19 protein-coding genes and 1 pseudogene are annotated in these 17,429 nt (G+C 36.5%); 9 read left to right on the forward strand and 11 right to left on the reverse strand.

Going from position 1 to position 17,429, the window contains the following annotated elements; translation table 11 throughout:
- Window positions 1-186: 186 nt before the first annotated feature.
- The 5 genes from C2U41_RS25675 (at window position 187) to C2U41_RS25695 (ending at window position 5,486) form a co-directional block, all read left to right on the forward strand.
- Window positions 187-1,389, forward strand: a complete 1,203-nt coding sequence (locus C2U41_RS25675) for a tyrosine-type recombinase/integrase (protein WP_103848393.1) — start codon at window positions 187-189, stop codon at window positions 1,387-1,389.
- Window positions 1,382-2,692, forward strand: coding sequence for a site-specific integrase (locus tag C2U41_RS25680; RefSeq protein WP_103848394.1), 1,311 nt, complete (start codon window positions 1,382-1,384; stop codon window positions 2,690-2,692). The genes C2U41_RS25675 and C2U41_RS25680 overlap by 8 nt, the downstream gene beginning before the upstream one ends.
- On the forward strand, window positions 2,689-4,563 hold the full coding sequence (locus C2U41_RS25685; RefSeq protein WP_103848395.1) for a DNA-binding protein: 1,875 nt from the start codon (window positions 2,689-2,691) through the stop codon (window positions 4,561-4,563). Before C2U41_RS25680 ends, C2U41_RS25685 begins: the two co-directional genes overlap by 4 nt.
- Before the next feature lie 14 nt (window positions 4,564-4,577).
- Window positions 4,578-4,964, forward strand: a complete 387-nt coding sequence (locus C2U41_RS25690; RefSeq protein ID WP_032746578.1) for a hypothetical protein — start codon at window positions 4,578-4,580, stop codon at window positions 4,962-4,964.
- A gap of 96 nt (window positions 4,965-5,060) precedes the next feature.
- A complete protein-coding gene (locus C2U41_RS25695) occupies window positions 5,061-5,486 on the forward strand; it encodes a hypothetical protein (RefSeq protein ID WP_103848396.1) in 426 nt (141 codons plus the stop codon).
- Between the two features lie 53 nt (window positions 5,487-5,539).
- Here C2U41_RS25695 and C2U41_RS25700 read toward each other — a convergent pair whose 3' ends face one another.
- From C2U41_RS25700 to C2U41_RS25720, 5 genes are all read right to left on the reverse strand, one after another.
- On the reverse strand, window positions 5,540-5,854 hold the full coding sequence (locus C2U41_RS25700; RefSeq protein WP_103848397.1) for a cell wall-binding protein: 315 nt from the start codon (window positions 5,852-5,854) through the stop codon (window positions 5,540-5,542).
- A gap of 19 nt (window positions 5,855-5,873) precedes the next feature.
- On the reverse strand, window positions 5,874-6,260 hold the full coding sequence (locus C2U41_RS25705; RefSeq protein WP_023339480.1) for a hypothetical protein: 387 nt from the start codon (window positions 6,258-6,260) through the stop codon (window positions 5,874-5,876).
- A gap of 29 nt (window positions 6,261-6,289) precedes the next feature.
- Window positions 6,290-6,568 (reverse strand): hypothetical protein, encoded by a 279-nt coding sequence (locus tag C2U41_RS30245; RefSeq protein ID WP_078207325.1) that lies wholly within the window; start codon window positions 6,566-6,568, stop codon window positions 6,290-6,292.
- A 222-nt stretch (window positions 6,569-6,790) separates the two neighbouring features.
- Window positions 6,791-8,017, reverse strand: a complete 1,227-nt coding sequence (locus C2U41_RS25715) for a relaxase/mobilization nuclease domain-containing protein (RefSeq protein WP_103848398.1) — start codon at window positions 8,015-8,017, stop codon at window positions 6,791-6,793.
- Window positions 7,986-8,342, reverse strand: a complete 357-nt coding sequence (locus C2U41_RS25720; protein ID WP_225379330.1) for a hypothetical protein — start codon at window positions 8,340-8,342, stop codon at window positions 7,986-7,988. The genes C2U41_RS25715 and C2U41_RS25720 overlap by 32 nt, the downstream gene beginning before the upstream one ends.
- A 269-nt stretch (window positions 8,343-8,611) precedes the next feature.
- Between C2U41_RS25720 and C2U41_RS25725 the strand changes: the two genes are divergently transcribed.
- From C2U41_RS25725 to C2U41_RS25735, 3 genes are all read left to right on the forward strand, one after another.
- Window positions 8,612-9,088, forward strand: a complete 477-nt coding sequence (locus tag C2U41_RS25725; protein ID WP_103848399.1) for a hypothetical protein — start codon at window positions 8,612-8,614, stop codon at window positions 9,086-9,088.
- A 38-nt stretch (window positions 9,089-9,126) separates the two neighbouring features.
- A complete protein-coding gene (locus tag C2U41_RS25730) occupies window positions 9,127-9,642 on the forward strand; it encodes a hypothetical protein (protein WP_103848400.1) in 516 nt (171 codons plus the stop codon).
- A 154-nt stretch (window positions 9,643-9,796) separates the two neighbouring features.
- On the forward strand, window positions 9,797-10,024 hold the full coding sequence (locus C2U41_RS25735) for a hypothetical protein (RefSeq protein WP_063160842.1): 228 nt from the start codon (window positions 9,797-9,799) through the stop codon (window positions 10,022-10,024).
- Here the strand turns inward: C2U41_RS25735 and C2U41_RS25740 are convergent, their stop codons facing one another.
- The 5 genes and pseudogenes from C2U41_RS25740 to C2U41_RS25760 form a co-directional block, all read right to left on the reverse strand.
- Window positions 10,025-10,537, reverse strand: coding sequence for a hypothetical protein (locus C2U41_RS25740; protein ID WP_103848401.1), 513 nt, complete (start codon window positions 10,535-10,537; stop codon window positions 10,025-10,027).
- Between the two features lie 25 nt (window positions 10,538-10,562).
- Window positions 10,563-11,459, reverse strand: coding sequence for a hypothetical protein (locus tag C2U41_RS25745; protein ID WP_103848402.1), 897 nt, complete (start codon window positions 11,457-11,459; stop codon window positions 10,563-10,565).
- A gap of 9 nt (window positions 11,460-11,468) precedes the next feature.
- The gene (locus C2U41_RS25750; RefSeq protein WP_103848403.1) at window positions 11,469-12,620 is read right to left on the reverse strand and encodes a DUF3696 domain-containing protein; all 1,152 of its coding nucleotides are present in this window, start codon (window positions 12,618-12,620) and stop codon (window positions 11,469-11,471) included.
- Window positions 12,621-12,622: 2 nt separating this feature from the next.
- The gene (locus C2U41_RS25755) at window positions 12,623-14,536 is read right to left on the reverse strand and encodes a DUF262 domain-containing protein (protein ID WP_103848404.1); all 1,914 of its coding nucleotides are present in this window, start codon (window positions 14,534-14,536) and stop codon (window positions 12,623-12,625) included.
- Window positions 14,537-14,757: 221 nt separating this feature from the next.
- A pseudogene (locus tag C2U41_RS25760) lies at window positions 14,758-15,631 on the reverse strand (phosphorothioated DNA-binding restriction endonuclease).
- A 140-nt stretch (window positions 15,632-15,771) separates the two neighbouring features.
- Here C2U41_RS25760 and C2U41_RS25765 point away from each other — a divergent pair.
- Window positions 15,772-16,407, forward strand: a complete 636-nt coding sequence (locus tag C2U41_RS25765; RefSeq protein WP_003837147.1) for an HNH endonuclease — start codon at window positions 15,772-15,774, stop codon at window positions 16,405-16,407.
- A gap of 52 nt (window positions 16,408-16,459) precedes the next feature.
- Here C2U41_RS25765 and symE read toward each other — a convergent pair whose 3' ends face one another.
- Window positions 16,460-16,822: an endoribonuclease SymE gene (gene symE, locus C2U41_RS25770; protein WP_054528016.1), complete on the reverse strand. Its 363-nt coding sequence runs from the start codon at window positions 16,820-16,822 to the stop codon at window positions 16,460-16,462.
- Window positions 16,823-17,429 lie beyond the last annotated feature (607 nt).

Genomic DNA, 17,429 nt, shown 5'->3' on the forward strand with positions numbered 1-17,429 from the left:
TCGAAGTATTAGGTGTACATAATATAAACTAGATCTACCAGATGATAATTTGACAGGAATAATCGTCTATCTCACTGTTTTAATTTAACTAAATGATTTGATCGATTCAAATAAATTTGTAAATCTACGAAATGCTTATTATTAATATATTGGAATTATACTTTTTGTAAAGTTTAGGAGGGAAATATGTATAGTATTTGTGTGGATTCTTTTATGTTCGAAAATGGTGAGAGGTATTGTCATATCGTAAATAAAGATACTGGTGAACCATTGTATTATCCTAACTTGTATATAACAACACAGGTCAGGAATCGGTCAGAGTCTATATCAACAATGAAGGTTATTGCCGGTAGCATTTCATTGTTATATCGATTCTTTATGAGGAAAGAGATCAATATTGATGAAAGAATTCAGAAAAATATATTTCTGGCTCCTCATGAAATTGAAGATTTGATTGAATTCACTTCATTCAATTTCCGAGATTGCGAGGATGATAATTTTAGAAGTTCAAATGTCAAAAAACCAACTAAGTACTTTCGGATTACAACCATAGCTAACTATCTGGAATGGCTGTGCAAAATACATCTTTCTCATAGAGGACAGAAGGATACTCTCAAATATATTTTAGATTTCATTAACAACATAAAACGAAAGAAACCGAGAAACAATGACAAATATAATATGGATATAGAAAAAAGCTTAGATAAAGAACAATTGGATTCTTTGTTTAGCATTCTTGCACCAGGTAATAACTTAAATCCTTTTTCAGGAAAAGTGCAAAAAAGAAACAACCTAATATTCCTGTTATTACACTGCTTTGGCCTGAGAGCAGGTGAACTTTTGAATCTGCGAATTGGTGATATAGATTTTGCAGAATCGACAATTGCAATAAGAAGAAGAGCAAATGATAAAACAGATCCGCGAGTGTATCAACCATTAGTTAAAACTTGTGAGAGGAAATTAATTGCTGATACAAAGCTCATGTTTGAAATTTCAGATTATATTCTGAATGATCGAAGAAAGATAAAAAATTCTAACAAACATGATTTCCTGTTTATTACTTATAAGGAAGGAAAAACTCAAGGGCAACCTATTTCATTTTCTTCATATCACAAAGTGGTGAGTGTTGTTCGTCAATCCTCCTCACTTCTAGGGGGATTGACAGGTCACAAACTCAGACACACATGGAATTATGAGTTTTCGAAAGCAATAGACAAGAATCAGGACATATCCGATGAAAAAGAGCAACAAATCCGTTCTTATCTCATGGGATGGCGACCGGGATCAGAAACTTCAATAATTTATAATCGCAGGCATATTTTTGAGCTATCGAAAAAAACTGCACTTGAACAACAAGAGCAACTATTCAAAGGAGGATTTGATGAATAATTTAATTAAATATAACCCTGATAAAATGTCTATTCATGAACATAAAATCGTCAGTTCGATTGAAAACAACGGAATCAATCTTACAAACTTAATATATTCTATGAACGAAAATTTGGTTTGTGGATTTGTATATACAGTACAATATTATTTTAATAGCAACAGCTACTTGTATGTGAAAAATATTGTTAGAAATATGGAGAGTCTTATCCGTAAACTATCTCCTACTCATATTGATGATAAAGTTCTAATTGAATATCAAAATAAGAAATTATCAAAAGCCCCAGCATCATTTCGTGTTTTACGACCATTTTTGATTAAATGGTTTGAGTTAGGATATCCTGGAATAGATGAAAGTGCGGTAGAACTGTTAAAGCATTTGGACCTAAAAATAAAAAAATCTGGTCAGTCTGTGCTTCAAGATGATCCAACAGAGGGACCATTAACTAAAGAAGAACATACTTCTTTGATTAAGGCTATGAATCATTCATATAGAAAAGGTGAACTGTCACTGCCACATTATGCAATATCACTATTGATCAGCCTTACAGGTAGAAGACCTCAGCAGTTAGTTATGTTGAAATACAAAGACCTTCTTCAAAAGAGCTTAGATAATGGAAAAGTAGAATATGTAATTTCAGTGCCACGAGTTAAACAACGGGGTAAAGAACTACGATATCGAGAACTTGCAATAATATCAGAGGTTGCATCAATTGTTCAATTGCAAGCTAATCAATCAGTGAAACTTTTTGAGCAAGCTCTTGGAAAAACTCTTGATGATTATTCTAAACGAGAAGTTCCTATTTTTTTAAATGAGGAAAAACTCTCAGATTTATCCATAACAGGTTCAATTCTTCTGGAATATAATAAATTATATGCGAAGCCTACAATTGCTAATGTAGCATTGAAAAGTATTATTAATAATGGGGGTATAATATCCAACCGTACCGGTTCTCTACTCAATGTTACTCCTCGTAGGCTTCGTTATACAATAGCAACTTTGCTGGCTAAGGATGGGCATAATGTTAATACTATAGCTGAATTATTGGATCATTCCTCTACTTCAAGTGCGGGGATTTATATTAAAAATCATGCTGACAGTGTTGAAAGAATTGATTCCGCAGTTTCAGAACAGTTGTCATTTGTCGCTGATATTTTTATGAATGGAATCACTTCGAAAGAGAATTATCATATTAAGTTTTGCTCTTCAAGAAAATGCATAAGTCAGAATTTAAATAAAAATTTCCCTTGTGATAAATGTGCTTTCTTTATGCCAGTTGATATTGATGAGGTAAATGTCAAATGAATAATATTATTTTATTTAAATCTAAAAAACAACTTACGGCAGAAAGCAACTATAATGAATTTATAAAGTTTTGTCGCTATCAACTGATCGGACTAACCCAAACTCAGGATTGGGACCAGTATGCCTGGAAAGGATATGTCACATTTAGAAAAATAGGGGTTGGAAATAAAGTCTTTGATTCCAATGATGCAATGCACGAAGATTATATCAAGTTTGCGAAAGCATATATTAGATATCAACACTCATTGAAACCATTGAAAAATTATGGGGCTATTATGATGGCCTTGCGATGTCTCGAACAGGCTCTTTTGCAGGTTCAGAACACGGGTCTCATTTATAATGTTACAGCCGTTGTTTTCGATGAGGCAATGCAGATCGGAAGTAAATATTTTGAAGGTAACGTTTTGGCTAAATGTGGAATACAGCTTGAAAAAATATCAAAGTTTCTATGTGAACATAATCTTGTGAAGTCAGGATATATCTCATGGAAAAACCATGTAAAACAGAAAGTCAAAAATAATTACCTTCCTGAGATCGAGGATTATCACCGACGCGATAAGTTACCTGATGAAGAGGCATTACTCGCTATTGCTGATATTTTTTCAAAAAATGATGAGTTACTGAGCCCAAGAGATAAGTTCACCAGTTCAGTATTTGCACTTCTACTTTGTTGTCCGAGCAGAATCTCTGAGATTTTAGCCTTACCTGCTGATTGTGAGATTACACAAATAGATGGCAAGGGTATCGAAAGATATGGGTTGAGATTTTATTCGGTTAAGGGGTATGGCCCTAATATCAAATGGATTCCACGGGTTATGATACCAGTTGCAAAGAAAGCGATTAGAAGATTACTTTCCTTATCACAAAATGCAAGAGCATTTGCTCACTGGTGCGAAAAGCACCCTGATAAATTTTACCGACATGAGCTTTGCCCAACAGTTGATGAAAAAACTAAATTGACCGTTGTACAAGTTTGCCATGCACTGGGGTATCATTTATTTGATCATAAATCATGTGTTTTAAAAATTAAAAGAACGAGTTTGGATGGTGGAAAAAGTTTCTTAAACTCCAATGATTATAATTATTCATTGTGCGAACTATGGGAAATGATTAGTTCTGGTTTTAGCAGAGACTTTCCATGGTACGATAAAGAGAAATCTATAAGATTTAGTAATGCTTTATGCTTGCTCAATGCTGATCAATTTTCTTTATCACGAATGGCTTCAATTTTCATATTTTACAAACCGACTAAAAGTTTCTTCTTTAGCGATATACAAAGTAAAAGAAGCTTTGAGGTGGGGTATAAAAATATATTTGCACGATATGGGTATTATGATGATGAGGGTAAACCACTACTTATTCGCTCGCACCAACCACGGCACCTATTAAATACAATAGCTCACTATGGTGAAATGTCTGAGCTTGATATAGCTAAATGGTCTGGGCGTATCAATGTGAATCAGAACAGAGTTTATAACCATGTGTCGGAAGAAGATATGTTAGATAAAATTAAAGCTATTAAATTGAACAAGAGTAATTATTGTAAAAGGGAGTTAATTCCCTCAAATGAATCGCCAGTTGACTTTGATAACCTTTATCAAGGGGCAATTCACTTAACAGAGTTTGGTTACTGTGTGCATAACTATTTGGTTCAACCTTGTTCTAAAATCAATCAGTTTTTGGAATGTGACAATGAGGCACTGGACATGGAATCAATTGATAGAATGAAGCTTGAATCTATCCGAGAAAAAGTAACAAAACTGAAGAGTATAACGCAGACCGCTTGTGAAAATGGTGATTATGGTGCAGACAAATGGCTGCAACACCATGAGAAAAATTTGGAAAGAATTAATAAACTATTGAATAATTGAAACAGGAGATACATATGGCAAAACATTTAAACAGGAGTGAAATAAAAACAATTACAAATATTATATTGGCTTGGGACGGCAAAATCACATGGGATGATTTATGTGAATCAGTATATAAAAATCTAAACAGAACCATCACAAGGCAATCTTTAAGTGCTCATAATGAAGTTGTTGAAGCATATAAAACAAAGAAAAATTTGTCCAATTTGAAAAAATCAGGTCTTAAAAAACCAGCAAATTTAACGATTGCGGCACAACAAATATTAAATCTAAAAGCTGAAAATGAAATGTTAAAAAAACAGAACAATAGATACAAAGAGCAATTTAGTTATTGGCAGTATAATGCTTATAGACATGGTCTCACTATGGAACAATTGAATAGACCATTTAATAAAAAATAGCAATTGATAGTTTACACCTATTGACAAGTTAAATAAATGCGATAAATATAAACATATGGTCAGGAAGACTATTTCAATTATGCAAGGATGCATTTTATGGACAAAAAAATCATCAATCCAGAGTTTACTCTGGAAGAGCAACTTATCATTATAATTGATAAATATATATCAAAACGATACCAGCCCGGAGATAAAAGTTTCTCCTATCATTTATACTTAGTGTTCGTTGGCTATCATTTAAAGTATTTCTACCCAAAACAGCTATACACTCATTCTAATCGCAACATAGACAACATTATGACAATGTTTAGCTCGGTATATAAAAGTCTGACAAGCAATCTACTACAACGATTAAATAATAAAGAAGGGGTTCTTAGGGAGCTAAATTATCTCGTTAACTATATTGATAACAATCAAGAAAAAGCTGAAGAAATCTATGCTACTGTCAGAGCACAATATGAAATGAAAGTAATTGAGGGAGAGTTAACCCATGAAGTTCGCGTGAGAGCCGTCAGGTTATAGGCAATAAAAAAGCCCCTATGCAGGGGCTAAAAGAGACTTCTTGATATAGAATACTACTGAACTTCTTTCCAGACACCATCAGCTTTCACAAGCTTAACAGGCTTTGTTTGTTTCATGTTGCTAATTGAAGCATCGACAATGCAGTTGTAAACATTGTTTGCTTCTTCTGTGCAACTTAGTTTCTTAACATAATCTATTCTTAAAATATCTTTTTCGGGAATACTTGAGTTCAGAGCTTTCATACTTGCATTTGATCTATCTACAACACTTTTGAAAGCATTGTATATGTCTTTTTCAGAAGGTTCGGAATTACAGGCTGTTAATAGAAAAGTAGAAAGGATAACTGCGAGAATTGAGTATGTTTTCATTTTCTTGTCCAGGAAACGATTAATTAAGAATGCCAGATTTTGTATTGTTATTATCAGTAGAGAATGTCCACTTGCTTACGGTTTCTCCATTGAAGTCGATTTCGAGAGTTTTAGACTGAGTCTGGGAACCGCCAGTTAGCAAACCGACAACAGGGATAAAAGTCGAGGCATTGAACTGATTGTTATACATGAAATATCTCCATTGCTCGTTGCCATCGTCAAGAGTCGTTCTGGTGTCAGGCTCACCAAGTTGAACAAGTAGCTCTGCCTTAGTTGTTTTGTTTTTAATTATTTTCGATTGAAGGCTTTGAGCCGTTTCATTTTTTATTTTTTGGTTCCCTGATGTTGAACAGCCAGAAATTAAAAATATTGCAATGAAAAAGGAGGTTACAATAAATTTATTCATTTTATCTTCCTTATTATATTTGATTAGGGTTAGCTTTTATGTGTGAAAACGGCTCTGTGTGCAAATTTCTTGCGTAAATAAAATCTTAAAGAAATTGCTGAGGCAAAATAGATAACGACAGTTAATATAAAACTTTGACTGATAGCGAATATGAAGAAAGCAATTACTAACAGCACTATTCCTATGAGTAAAGCAAGCCACGGTGAAACAACACCATAGTTAATTGTTGCGTGACAGCCAGTGCAGACACGTACTCCGAACTGGCTCTCTTTAAAGCAAAATGGACACTTTATTATTTCGTTTTTCATAGCTATCCCAATCTGGAAGATTAAATGCTGTTTGTAGGGATTCTCGATGACTCGTTGGCTTTAGTAAAATTGCTTGTACCGATCGATGATTGTCACTTGATAGGGGGTAACTATCATAACTAATTTATCGATCTGTAATAACGATCAATTTATTGTTGACTTATCCTAAACTTGCTACTACATAACTGATATCATTGTCCGGTGTGAGTGGTAAATTATTGTCTATAAATGAATTTTTCTTCCTTTGTGTAGAGGTCTTGTAGCGTAGAGTTTTGAGAATCCAGGGAGGGGTTTGTGAAGAAGGCTCTTACCATAGCTTCGGAGAAGCTCTATGAATCTTCTTATAAATGGAATCCAGCCGATGAGCCTGAGATGCTTTTGCTTTTTGACGGAATTTTTTTGAAGAATCTTTTCTACGATTTCATTCCGTTTGTCTTCTCTGAGCCGTAGTTCCAGTTCGACAATTTTTTCACTTATGCTTTCCCTTGGAATATCCGTTGTTGCAACATCTTTTGCAGGAGCAGGAGCAGGAGCAGGAGCAGGAGCAGGAGCAGGAGCAGGAGCAGGAGCAGGAGCAGGAGCAGGAGCAGGAGCAGGAGCAGGAGCAGGAGCAGGAGCAGGGTGGTCTTTTGCCGGTGTGTTGGTTCGTAAAGCTTCTAAGTGGTCGGGGTTGTAGTTAAGTTGCTTTTGAAGATTTGCCCAAGAGTAACCCTTGCCTAACTGTGAAGCTTTGAAAGCTATATCGCGGTATTCGAAAGAGAAGCCGTTCATTTTGCCGGTAGAGGCAATATTGGCCTTCCAGGATACTTCAGCTTCTTCCAGCCTCCTGATAAAAGTTAAAAGGTCAGGTGTATCTGTTAAACTTTTATCAATGATATGTTGGAGAGCTTCCTTAGGGGAGAGAACACCAGTCCGAGCCGATAGCATCTGTTCGTTGCGAGAGATTTTTTTCCGCTTCGGTTGCTTTGGTGCAATCGCAGGAGCAGTCTTGGTAACTGTCAGGTTATGATCGATTTCAATTTCACTGATAATTCGGGTGCTGATGAGGTTTTCATTCCTACCTAAGTAAAGCTTCCCACCGGCCATGTCGATTCTGCTGGCGATAATGTGTATGTGCTGACCGTCGTCGTCATGTAAGACATAGCAACGGAGATGGGTATCACTGAATCCCATTCGTTCCATATAGTCATCTGCGATACTCGACCACTGTTCATTCGTTAGTGATTCACCGTTGGGTAAGCGAAGCGAGTTGTGCCAAACCGGTTTCTGAACATCTGGCCGAAGCTGTTTTGTGCCATTGAATTCGGAAATCAGTTCAAGAGCAGAGCCACTTAACATGTTCCCGCCAATGACGATTGGATCACTTTTATGATGTGAACCTGGCTTCAATGCATATTGGACCACACCAGCAAAGTTATTACCCCTCTTGATCTTCCGCATACCCTTCACGAGGGGCACTCCAAAAATCTGTTCTTAACAAGTTGTGACGAAGCTCTTCCAGTTGTCGCTTAACAGCGAACAATTCGGTATGAGTAAGCTGACTGTCTTTGCTTTTACAATCTATATGGGTCGCAATTCGATTTAGCTTTTGTGATATGACAGTTAAGGCTTTCCAGGCTTCGGTATTAATCGCCGGTATAACAGGGGGCAACTTTTGAAGGGAAGCCATTCGGAGCCACTCTCCTTTTGAGTAATGCTTTCTTAATATATTAAGTTTCGCTAATTCATTTTTGTTTAATCTGACACTAACACAGTAAGTCCTCTTTGAATCCATAACAGGATTTGCATTTTTTTTACAATGCTGAATTTCTTTTTTTCTGCATTTATCAGCATGAATTATAACTGGTTGTTTTTCCATATAAACTCCTTTTCATATGTATTGTTATGATTAATAATTGTCTTTTTTGCAAATGTCAATATTTGATGCGGTGTTTTTGCTAAGTGTATGAACAAAATCATCATTGAGTTATAGCCATTTTATGGCATGTTTAATGAGCTTGTAGTAAAATTCACCCATAAATAGTTAACGTTAAGGAGGTGCATATGTTTTCCAAAGAAAAAGTTAGCGATATTTTATTTGCGAATGGTTTTGAGATCAAAAATCAAAGTAATATAGGTGACTCATATACGTTTGATTTAGGTAATGAATGGCAAGTCTCTGTATTTTGTCCTTTTGTTGGGAATGTATTTGAAGGAAATGTGGATAAATTAAATTATGAGGCACTAAGTGCGTCTTTATTTGATAGTATTGGTACAAAGTTTAAATTTAAAAACGTAGCTTCATTAGAAGCTAATATTAAAAAAGTACTCAGAATACTAAAAGAAAACTCTGATGATGATGATATTTTAAAGTGTGAAAAATGTGGTGTAAGATACGTGCAACCAAAAGAACCTACATTTGGTAAAAAATGGAAGCCATTCCTCTCTTGTAGTGGAATGATAATTAAAGGAACAGGTAAAAACAAAGGGATTCTTTGTGATGGGACATCTAAAAAATTACCGGCAGTAGTTTTGCTATAAATTTAAATTTTGTTTTTATAGTGTGACAAGGAAAAAACATGTTCGATTTTCTTATGATTAACTCTGAGTATGTGTCTATTGTCGGTGCGGTTTTAGCTTTTGTTGGCACAATTGTACTCGCATTTTCTCTGGGAAAAGTATTGTGGGAATTCATGTTTTCAATTGACGCGATATCTACCAGTATTGAAAGTATAGCAGACGGGGGAGATATTTACGTCGTTCAAGGACTTCATAAAAGAATATCAAAAGCTATTTCTGCGTCCAAAAAGCCCACCTGGATTGGGATAATATTAGTATTTATATCAATGCTAATGCAAGGTTATTCTTTATATCTAAGTTATGAAAGTAACAAAATAAATTCGATAAAGTACGATAATAGAATAAATGAAGTTCATGATGAAATTACTGAAACAAAAAACACACTGAATATATTGAACAGTGAGTTGTTAGCTAAAATTGATGAAAAACAGTTACAAATAGATGAGCTTGAACGTATTCAGAGAGAACAAAATGAAATTTTACAGAGCATTATTAAAAAACAGAAAAAGCATTAATAAATGCAGATGTTGATTTTTTCAACCGTAGGGCAGAAAAAACAAGGCAACAAATAGAAGCGGAGCTTCTATTTGTTAGCTCTTGCTCAACTATTGACGTTTTCGGTGAAGTATATATCTTATACATAATAAAGATGAACTTAGGTGAGGGTGTATGAAATATATAAATAATAAATATGTGCAAATCACAATATTATCAACAGTATTTCTATTATTGTTTTCTTTTAATGTTGCTGGGGTTGTCATACTCTTTTTTAAAGATATCGATGACACATTAACTGGCGATTTATTGGGGCTGAACTTAACTTTTATGTTAAGTTTAGCCCCAGTGGTTTATATATTTTTAATGGCAAGTATTTGTGCGTTATTGAAGAGTGTCTGATCACCAAAGAAATTTTGATATCGCCTTGTCAATCTTTTTTTGTGTTTTCAACGCTCTTTTTTTTAAAATGGATAAATAGATTTCTTCAAACAGATCATTTGCAGTTGTTAGGGCTTTTGATAGGGCGCACATGCCTAAAATAATTAATAAAGCATACCCATTTCGATTAACCAAAAACATATCAAAAAAATCTTTAAATTCGCCACCGTCTTTATTTAACAGAAGTTTATTCACCAGTCCTGGATATGTATATATAATATATTTTATCATTAATACAGAAGCGGTAAAAAAGAGAATTGTATCATAAGATAATTTCACAATTGTTTTGTGTTTTCTATATAAGAAAAGAACAGGCACACTCCCTACAATTGAAGGTAGTATCATTGAAAAAGCAAAATAGTTGTGATCAATAAGGAAACAAATCAATTTATAGAATAAAAAAAAGAAAATGAAAAATGATAAAACACCAATACACTTACACAAAGTATTTTTTTTAACTACGCATTCTTTCATGTCTAATTTCCTTTTCTAGTATATTCTATAAGTGCTTGCCAATATGTGAAATTGCTATCCTGGGGGGCTGCCCGTCAATTTTATTAAAGAAACCAAAGTATATGCGGTTGCCACTATATCTTTTACCTTTTCTATTTTGGCCATCTTCATATAATAGTTTATAATGGAATTCACAGTTAATGTCTGTGTATTTGACTTTGTCAATGATGAAGTCTCTATTTAGCTCTCCCGCCTTTCGTCCTGACTTACCACCACCTTCCTCACATACTGTATATATTAATGCCGAATCCATTTTTTTTAAATTTTGAGCAGAATCCCCAGGAATCACTTCATAGTTATTACAGAAGAAAAGAAAATCAGTTATACTTTTATGAAAATTTTCAAACCCACCATCTATTTTATCCATGGAGTTGAATGTTTTAAACTCTTCATGGTCCTCATTATTCATAAATATAATGTTTTTAAATATGTCTTGAATGTTTTTTCCGTATTCAACATTATCTCTGGGATAATCGTCAAGTATTTTACGACAATGCATGACTAATTCCTCTTCATTAATAATTGTTGAATCACGCATTGCAGTTAAAATTGGGTTATCCCTACTATTGTACATATACATCATTCTACTATTATACAACGGAGGGGTACTATTTATAACGTTAAGCAAATCGTCACAACTCAAAGATAAAACTTCTATTTTTCCCATATCATAAAATTGGCTCATTAACCCGCCAATATCTGATGAGGTTGAACACAGTGAAAGTGCAAGTTTTGAGTCAAACTCATTTGATTTGCAGAATTTCGTAAACTCAGAGTTCATCCGTTTCATTAACTTTTTTAACTTTGAAATCTGCTGGATAAGAATATATTCATCTTTATCCAGAGAAAAACTTTCCAAGAATAAGCAGACACCAGCTTTCATGGAATATCCTTATTTCATTGAGTCAGGGGTATCAAAAGAGCCTGTCATAATTGTATACATATCAATTGATTGCTGGTCAAAGAATCCTTTCGGCCAACTTGAAAGTTTTCCATCTTTGCCAATAGATATCTTTTCTGCAGTAGATTCATTATTCTCATGTGAAATATAAAATAACGAAATTAGCTCAGGTGAAAAGTCAGGAGATGTTCTTGCTACGACACGGATTCCGTTTAGAAGGTGATCGCTATGAGTTTCTACCAATACCTGCACTCCCGCTTGAGCAGTGTAAGCTATTAATCTACCCATATAGCTTTGTCCTCTAGGGTGCAAATGGGCTTCCGGGTTTTCTAAAACTACTAATTCGCCCGGTTTTGCTAAAAGTAATGCTGAAACAATACTCAAAGCATAGCTATAACCAAAACCAATGTTTTTGGGTTTAGTTTGTTTTCCTGACTCAGCCTGTATTGTGTTATAAGCAATGTTTGCACTAACTTCCAATTTTGGCTCTATTTTATAATTTGGGGATATTTCATCCATCCATGCCTGAATATTATTCGCAACCCTGATATTATTATAATTATGATGTATTCTTGGGTCGTCTTTGTTTGGATTACCATCTTTCAGTATTAGTCTATCTTGTCTATTCATTATATTATCTAATACTTCGATGACATATTCACCTTTTTTCCCCAACCAATCGCTATGAAAATTGTGTTGCGATAAAGAAATATTGTCTCGTGGACCAATACGTTCGGCTTCAATATATTGAAAATTACTTGCATTTATAAAATCTTTAATTGTTTTAATGCTATCCATACCTGAAATACATGGAAGTTCATTACGAATATTTGCTGAGTCCTCTTGTGTAACCCCCCAACTAACTTCACATTCTTTAACTGATAGAGTGATTTTCAGTTGATCATCATCTGAAATAAAGTCATTAATAATATCGTCAATACGACCAATGTTTATCAGTTCACCATTTAACTTTATATCATTTTTACTACCAAAATCAGACTGTAACACCATACCTATGGCTTGCATTACTGTACTCTTACCGACAGAGTTATTACCACAAAATACATTTAGACCTGACAAATCAAAAGATTGCTCTTTGTATGATTTAAAATTTTTGAGTTTTATCGATTTAATAGGAAGCATTATCAATTACCCTCATTAGCATTAACAATCTTAATGCCTGTGCTTTGTTCAAGAATTTTCGCAAAAGAATTGAATCTATATAATATAGTTATTTTCTTTCCTGTTGAGGTAGAGATAGAGTCCTTAAACCCTCGCTCTGCTTCAATGTAAGTTTGTGAATCCCATGTGGCATATTCTTTTGAATTGCTATCAATAGCAGAATAAAGGGTATCAACCAATTTATCAGAATTTTTCAGCAATAATTCTTCTTGTTCCTCAGTAACATAATAGAAATAGTAAATTATCACTTCATAAAGTTGCTTACTTATAGGTGATGTATTTGATCCAATCTCTTTTATGAAAGCTAAATCACCGAAAACATCATAGGCGAGGTTTAAAGCCCTCAAATATTTTCTTTCTATTTGAAGATACTCGTTGCATTCATTCGAAATGTACGCACTTCCTAAATCTATTTCTTTTTCGTTTAATAAGTTTAGTTTATATAGATTTAAGTTTTCCATGGCTTTTGATAAAAACTTATCATAGGAATTAAAATTATAATTTTTAAAGCCAATATTTATAAATGCAAGAGCAGCAAGGCAAAGCTCCATATCTTTTTGTCTATCAGGCTTAACCTTACCATGCGTTGCTTGTTTGAATTCTTTTTTGGATGCCAGATACCGTAAAAACTTAACACTTGAACCTTGATTCAGGGCCGAACGAATTTCTTGATCACTTAACTTAACACCATATGTATTGATACGGTGGAATAATTCAACTATGAGATCAGTGCTATCTTTATTCATTTCTATAAAGTAAGCCGTGATTTCATATTCTCTTATGGCTCTTTGTTCAGTGCGAGTAAGCTCACCAAACTCTTTACCATTTAAATCCTCAAGGATATCAAGTTTAGAAAGTTTAAATTCTCCACTCATAAAATCATAAATTGTTGTGATCCGTTGTAAACCATCAACAACGACCCACTTATCTTCTGCGATTCGATTACCAAAATAAAATACAGGAAGTGGGAGTTTTAAGAGAATAGACTCGATTAATTTAGACTTCTTCTCATTATTCCAAATACGATCTTTTCTTTGGAAGTCAGGTTGTAGTTCAATATCACCAAAATGAACCCGATCAAAAATGAGAGATAAAACCGGAGTCTTGGAGGTGATTCTTGCAACACCAAGTTTAGCTTGTAGAGTTTTTAATTCCAAGTTCAACTGTGATGATGTTGTATCATTTTCACCCTCATCTACTCCATAAGTATTGGGTGACTCTATAAGTTCTTCTACAGTAGTATTACTAATTTTTAATGTTGGCACCTCTATATTATAATCAAGAGTCACAACTGAGTTAGCCATATCTGCGGAAAGCTCTTTAAATCTATTAAGAGTAACCTCAACCTTTTTTGAAGCAATTTCAGATGGGAATTTCTTCAAAACTATTTGATAAGCATCATCAAGGCTTTGAACTAACTCAACCTGCTGTTCATAAATTTTCCCAAGATTCAAATTGAGAAAATTATCAATTTTTTTTCTTAAAACCCTAAATTCAAAGCCTTGAACTTCTGATAATGTCGCTGCCTCATGGACATTATGACTACGCAATAACAGATGTTTTTTGTTTTCATACTTGAAATGTTGAATATAGGGTAAGTTAGCAAATATTGTTTCTGGTTGGTTCCTGCTCGAAGAACTACCGTAAAGAACCTGCTCTACATTACAAAAACCTCTAATATTTAAATTGCTGTAAATCGATTCAAGCTCTGATAATGAACGTGTTTTAGATTCAGAATTAGAAGAGACTTTATATTTACCATTTTCACGATCAATGCTTATAATACATAGTGGAGGCGTAGAAGGATTAATTGGCTGTAGCTGTTTGCCAAAAAGAAGATTTTCGATGTCGTTTAGCACTTGTTCAAAGTTAAGCATTAGTGCTTCCTAAATCCATGTTAGAATTGAAAACCATCCTGCAGGATACCATCATTTGGGCATTGATTCAATTTTTATCTTTACTTCAATAAAAAATTGCGTTATGCGTTTAAATGACTATGTTGCGTGATGGTATTTATGATGGTATTGATTATATTGTATTCAGAAAATGACATATAAACCAATGAGGTAAGTGCGATGTTCGAGTCCGGCCTTCGCACTCATTCCCTGAACACCTCCTTCCTGTGCCATTCCACAAACCCTTCTTTTGGATAATTCTCGTGCATTATCGGCAGAGCAATCTCCTTCCCGACAAAATCCCAGAACAGTCTGCCCACCATGCCGCTGCCATTTACTGCGGGTGACACCCGTACTCGCATACGCTCATCCAGGCCAATCGAACCTTTATCAAAGGCTTTATGGTGGATTGCGCACAACGCCAGGCCGTTTGAAATTTCGCACGGGCCGCCGTGCTGTTTCCATTTGATATGGGCGGCTTCCAGGGCGACTGAGGTGCTGTCGTGGCGCATATTGAAACCACAAATGGCGCATTCATAGTTATAGGCACGCAGAACCTGCTGGCGGAACAATGGATCCCGCTGTTTGCGGATTTGCAGGATATCAAATCCCAGTTCATCCGCGATCTCTTCCTGGATGCTTTCGGTGAAGTGCGCCTCGAGGATTTGCTGGGCCAGGGTGTTGATGAGGCTCTTGCTATTTTTCAGCAGGGCAAAATGCTGTTCATCAAAACCTCCGGCAACGTTGTGCGTTACCAGTTCCCCGGCAGGGGGCTGTTTGCTGCTACCGGATGTTGAACAATGCTCGGCGTTTTGTAGCTCCCAGAACCCATCTCCCTGTAAGCGCCAGAAAGGCATATCCGGGCGGGTACTGCGCGCGCTGGGGTCCAAATCGCTCCAGCAGACTATGCAACGGGTCGCGAACTTCCGAACCGTAGTCAAACAGGCGACCGTGGCCCTGCTGATAACCCGCCAGCACATGAAGCAGAAGCAGAGGCTTGTGCGGCGCACGCTGCTCGCCTTTACGCCAGATGGTGATGTCGGCAATTGCCTGTTGTAGGGTTTTACTGGAAGTCATTGATTTCATTATCGGGTAAATAATTGCGATGATGCTCGCAAAATATCACCTGATCAAGAGGAGTGAGGCCGATACACTATCGACGTCACTTTATCGCTTGCCGTTATTTCAGAAAGTCTTTGGTTAAAGGAACCTGCCCGATGAATGAACTACCTGACACGCTGCCGCGCGAGTACATCATCAAGGCCATTCACGCCTATGACTCGGGCTTCTCACATCGTTTCAAAGAGGCACGGCTTTACGAGCTGGAATTTCAGGGGCGTCGCTATCCGTCAAAAGCCATTGCCGGAATTGCGGCGACGCTTTTGACGGGTAAAGCGTTTACCCCTCAGGATTTCTCTGGCGGTATCAGTTCGAAATGCGTCAGATTATTGACTGAGCAAGGTTTTCATATTGTTCAGGATAAAAAGCGCGCTGCGGCGGTGAGCGACACGATCTTTCCTGAAGAACTCGAAGCGCAAACTGAATATATAGAAGGGGCAGCGACTCAGGTGACCGTGAATCGCTATGAGCGCGACCGCAACGCCCGACAGGCAGCTCTTCGCCATCACGGTTGTCAGTGCAAAGTCTGTGGCATCGATATGTCAAAGGTCTACGGTAAGATTGCCGAAGGGTTTATCCATGTTCATCACCTGGTACCCTTATCGGCAATTAAAGAAGACTACCGCCTTGATCCCATCAATGACCTGATCCCCGTATGTCCAAATTGTCATGCTATGCTGCATCGTCGCATACCGCCGTATACCCCAGAAGAACTGAAAAATATGCTGTGCTAAACGCTCAAAAAAGGCGCCCGCAGGCGCCTCAATTACAATGACAATCACACACTCACCCCTTCAACGCTTTCCCCGCAATCACCCCGATAAACTCCAGTACCTGCTTTTGCTTACGCGCGGAGAGCTTTTCCACGGCGCGCAGGGATTTCATCAGTTCTGACTCTTCGGGGTCGGCAGCGCGGGCGGTTAATACGATGCAGCCTTGCATTACGCGAACATCAACGTCGGTGCCGGTATCGAATCCGGCGGCTTTGAGCCACTGGCCCTTCATCACAATGGACGGAAACCGGACGTACTTCACCGGAATACGGCTGTAATCAGGATAACGGCTCGCATAACCCACCTTCAGGCGACGGTTATCTGCGGCGTGGACTTCTGGATCAAATGAAACTGCAATACAATGCGTATCAGTCATGGCTGCTATTCTCTATTAATAGTTGCTGCGATCAGCGATGCGAAGGTGCGCCAACACCTTTGCATCGCGCTAATAAAACCCCTGTAAATTACGCCAGTATCCTGGGGGAAGTCCAGATGTAAATAAGATGAAATAAGCGCGAATTGCACGCTTTCGGAATAAATAGAAAACCCACTCATCACAATAGATTCGGTATTATTCATCGTATTTATTCATTACCTTTCACACGCCTGAATATCCCCACGTTCCAGAAAACAACGCCTGTCGGCATCTGGCCAAAAATGCGATCTGACTCACTGAAGCAAATAGTAAACTCTGAAACAACACCGTTTTGTACACTTTGCTTTACACTTTTGGTGATGTGAATCACAAATATCACTCCGTGAAGTGATCCGACTCTCACAAAATGAGGTGTACTCATTCACCAATACATTACGAGCACAGCCTGGAAAGTTATGTTTTCAGTATTTCCACTCTCCGCAGACACACTACGACGAATGGCAAATCGAAACGCAAAAAAAAACTTGTTGAATATTAACGGGTAAAAAAATGACGTGTGATTTGCATCACCCACATTTACAGCTTTTTAAATTATTGCCAGTGATTA

The organism is Citrobacter freundii complex sp. CFNIH4, assembly GCF_002934505.1.
Lineage (GTDB): Bacteria > Pseudomonadota > Gammaproteobacteria > Enterobacterales > Enterobacteriaceae > Citrobacter > Citrobacter freundii.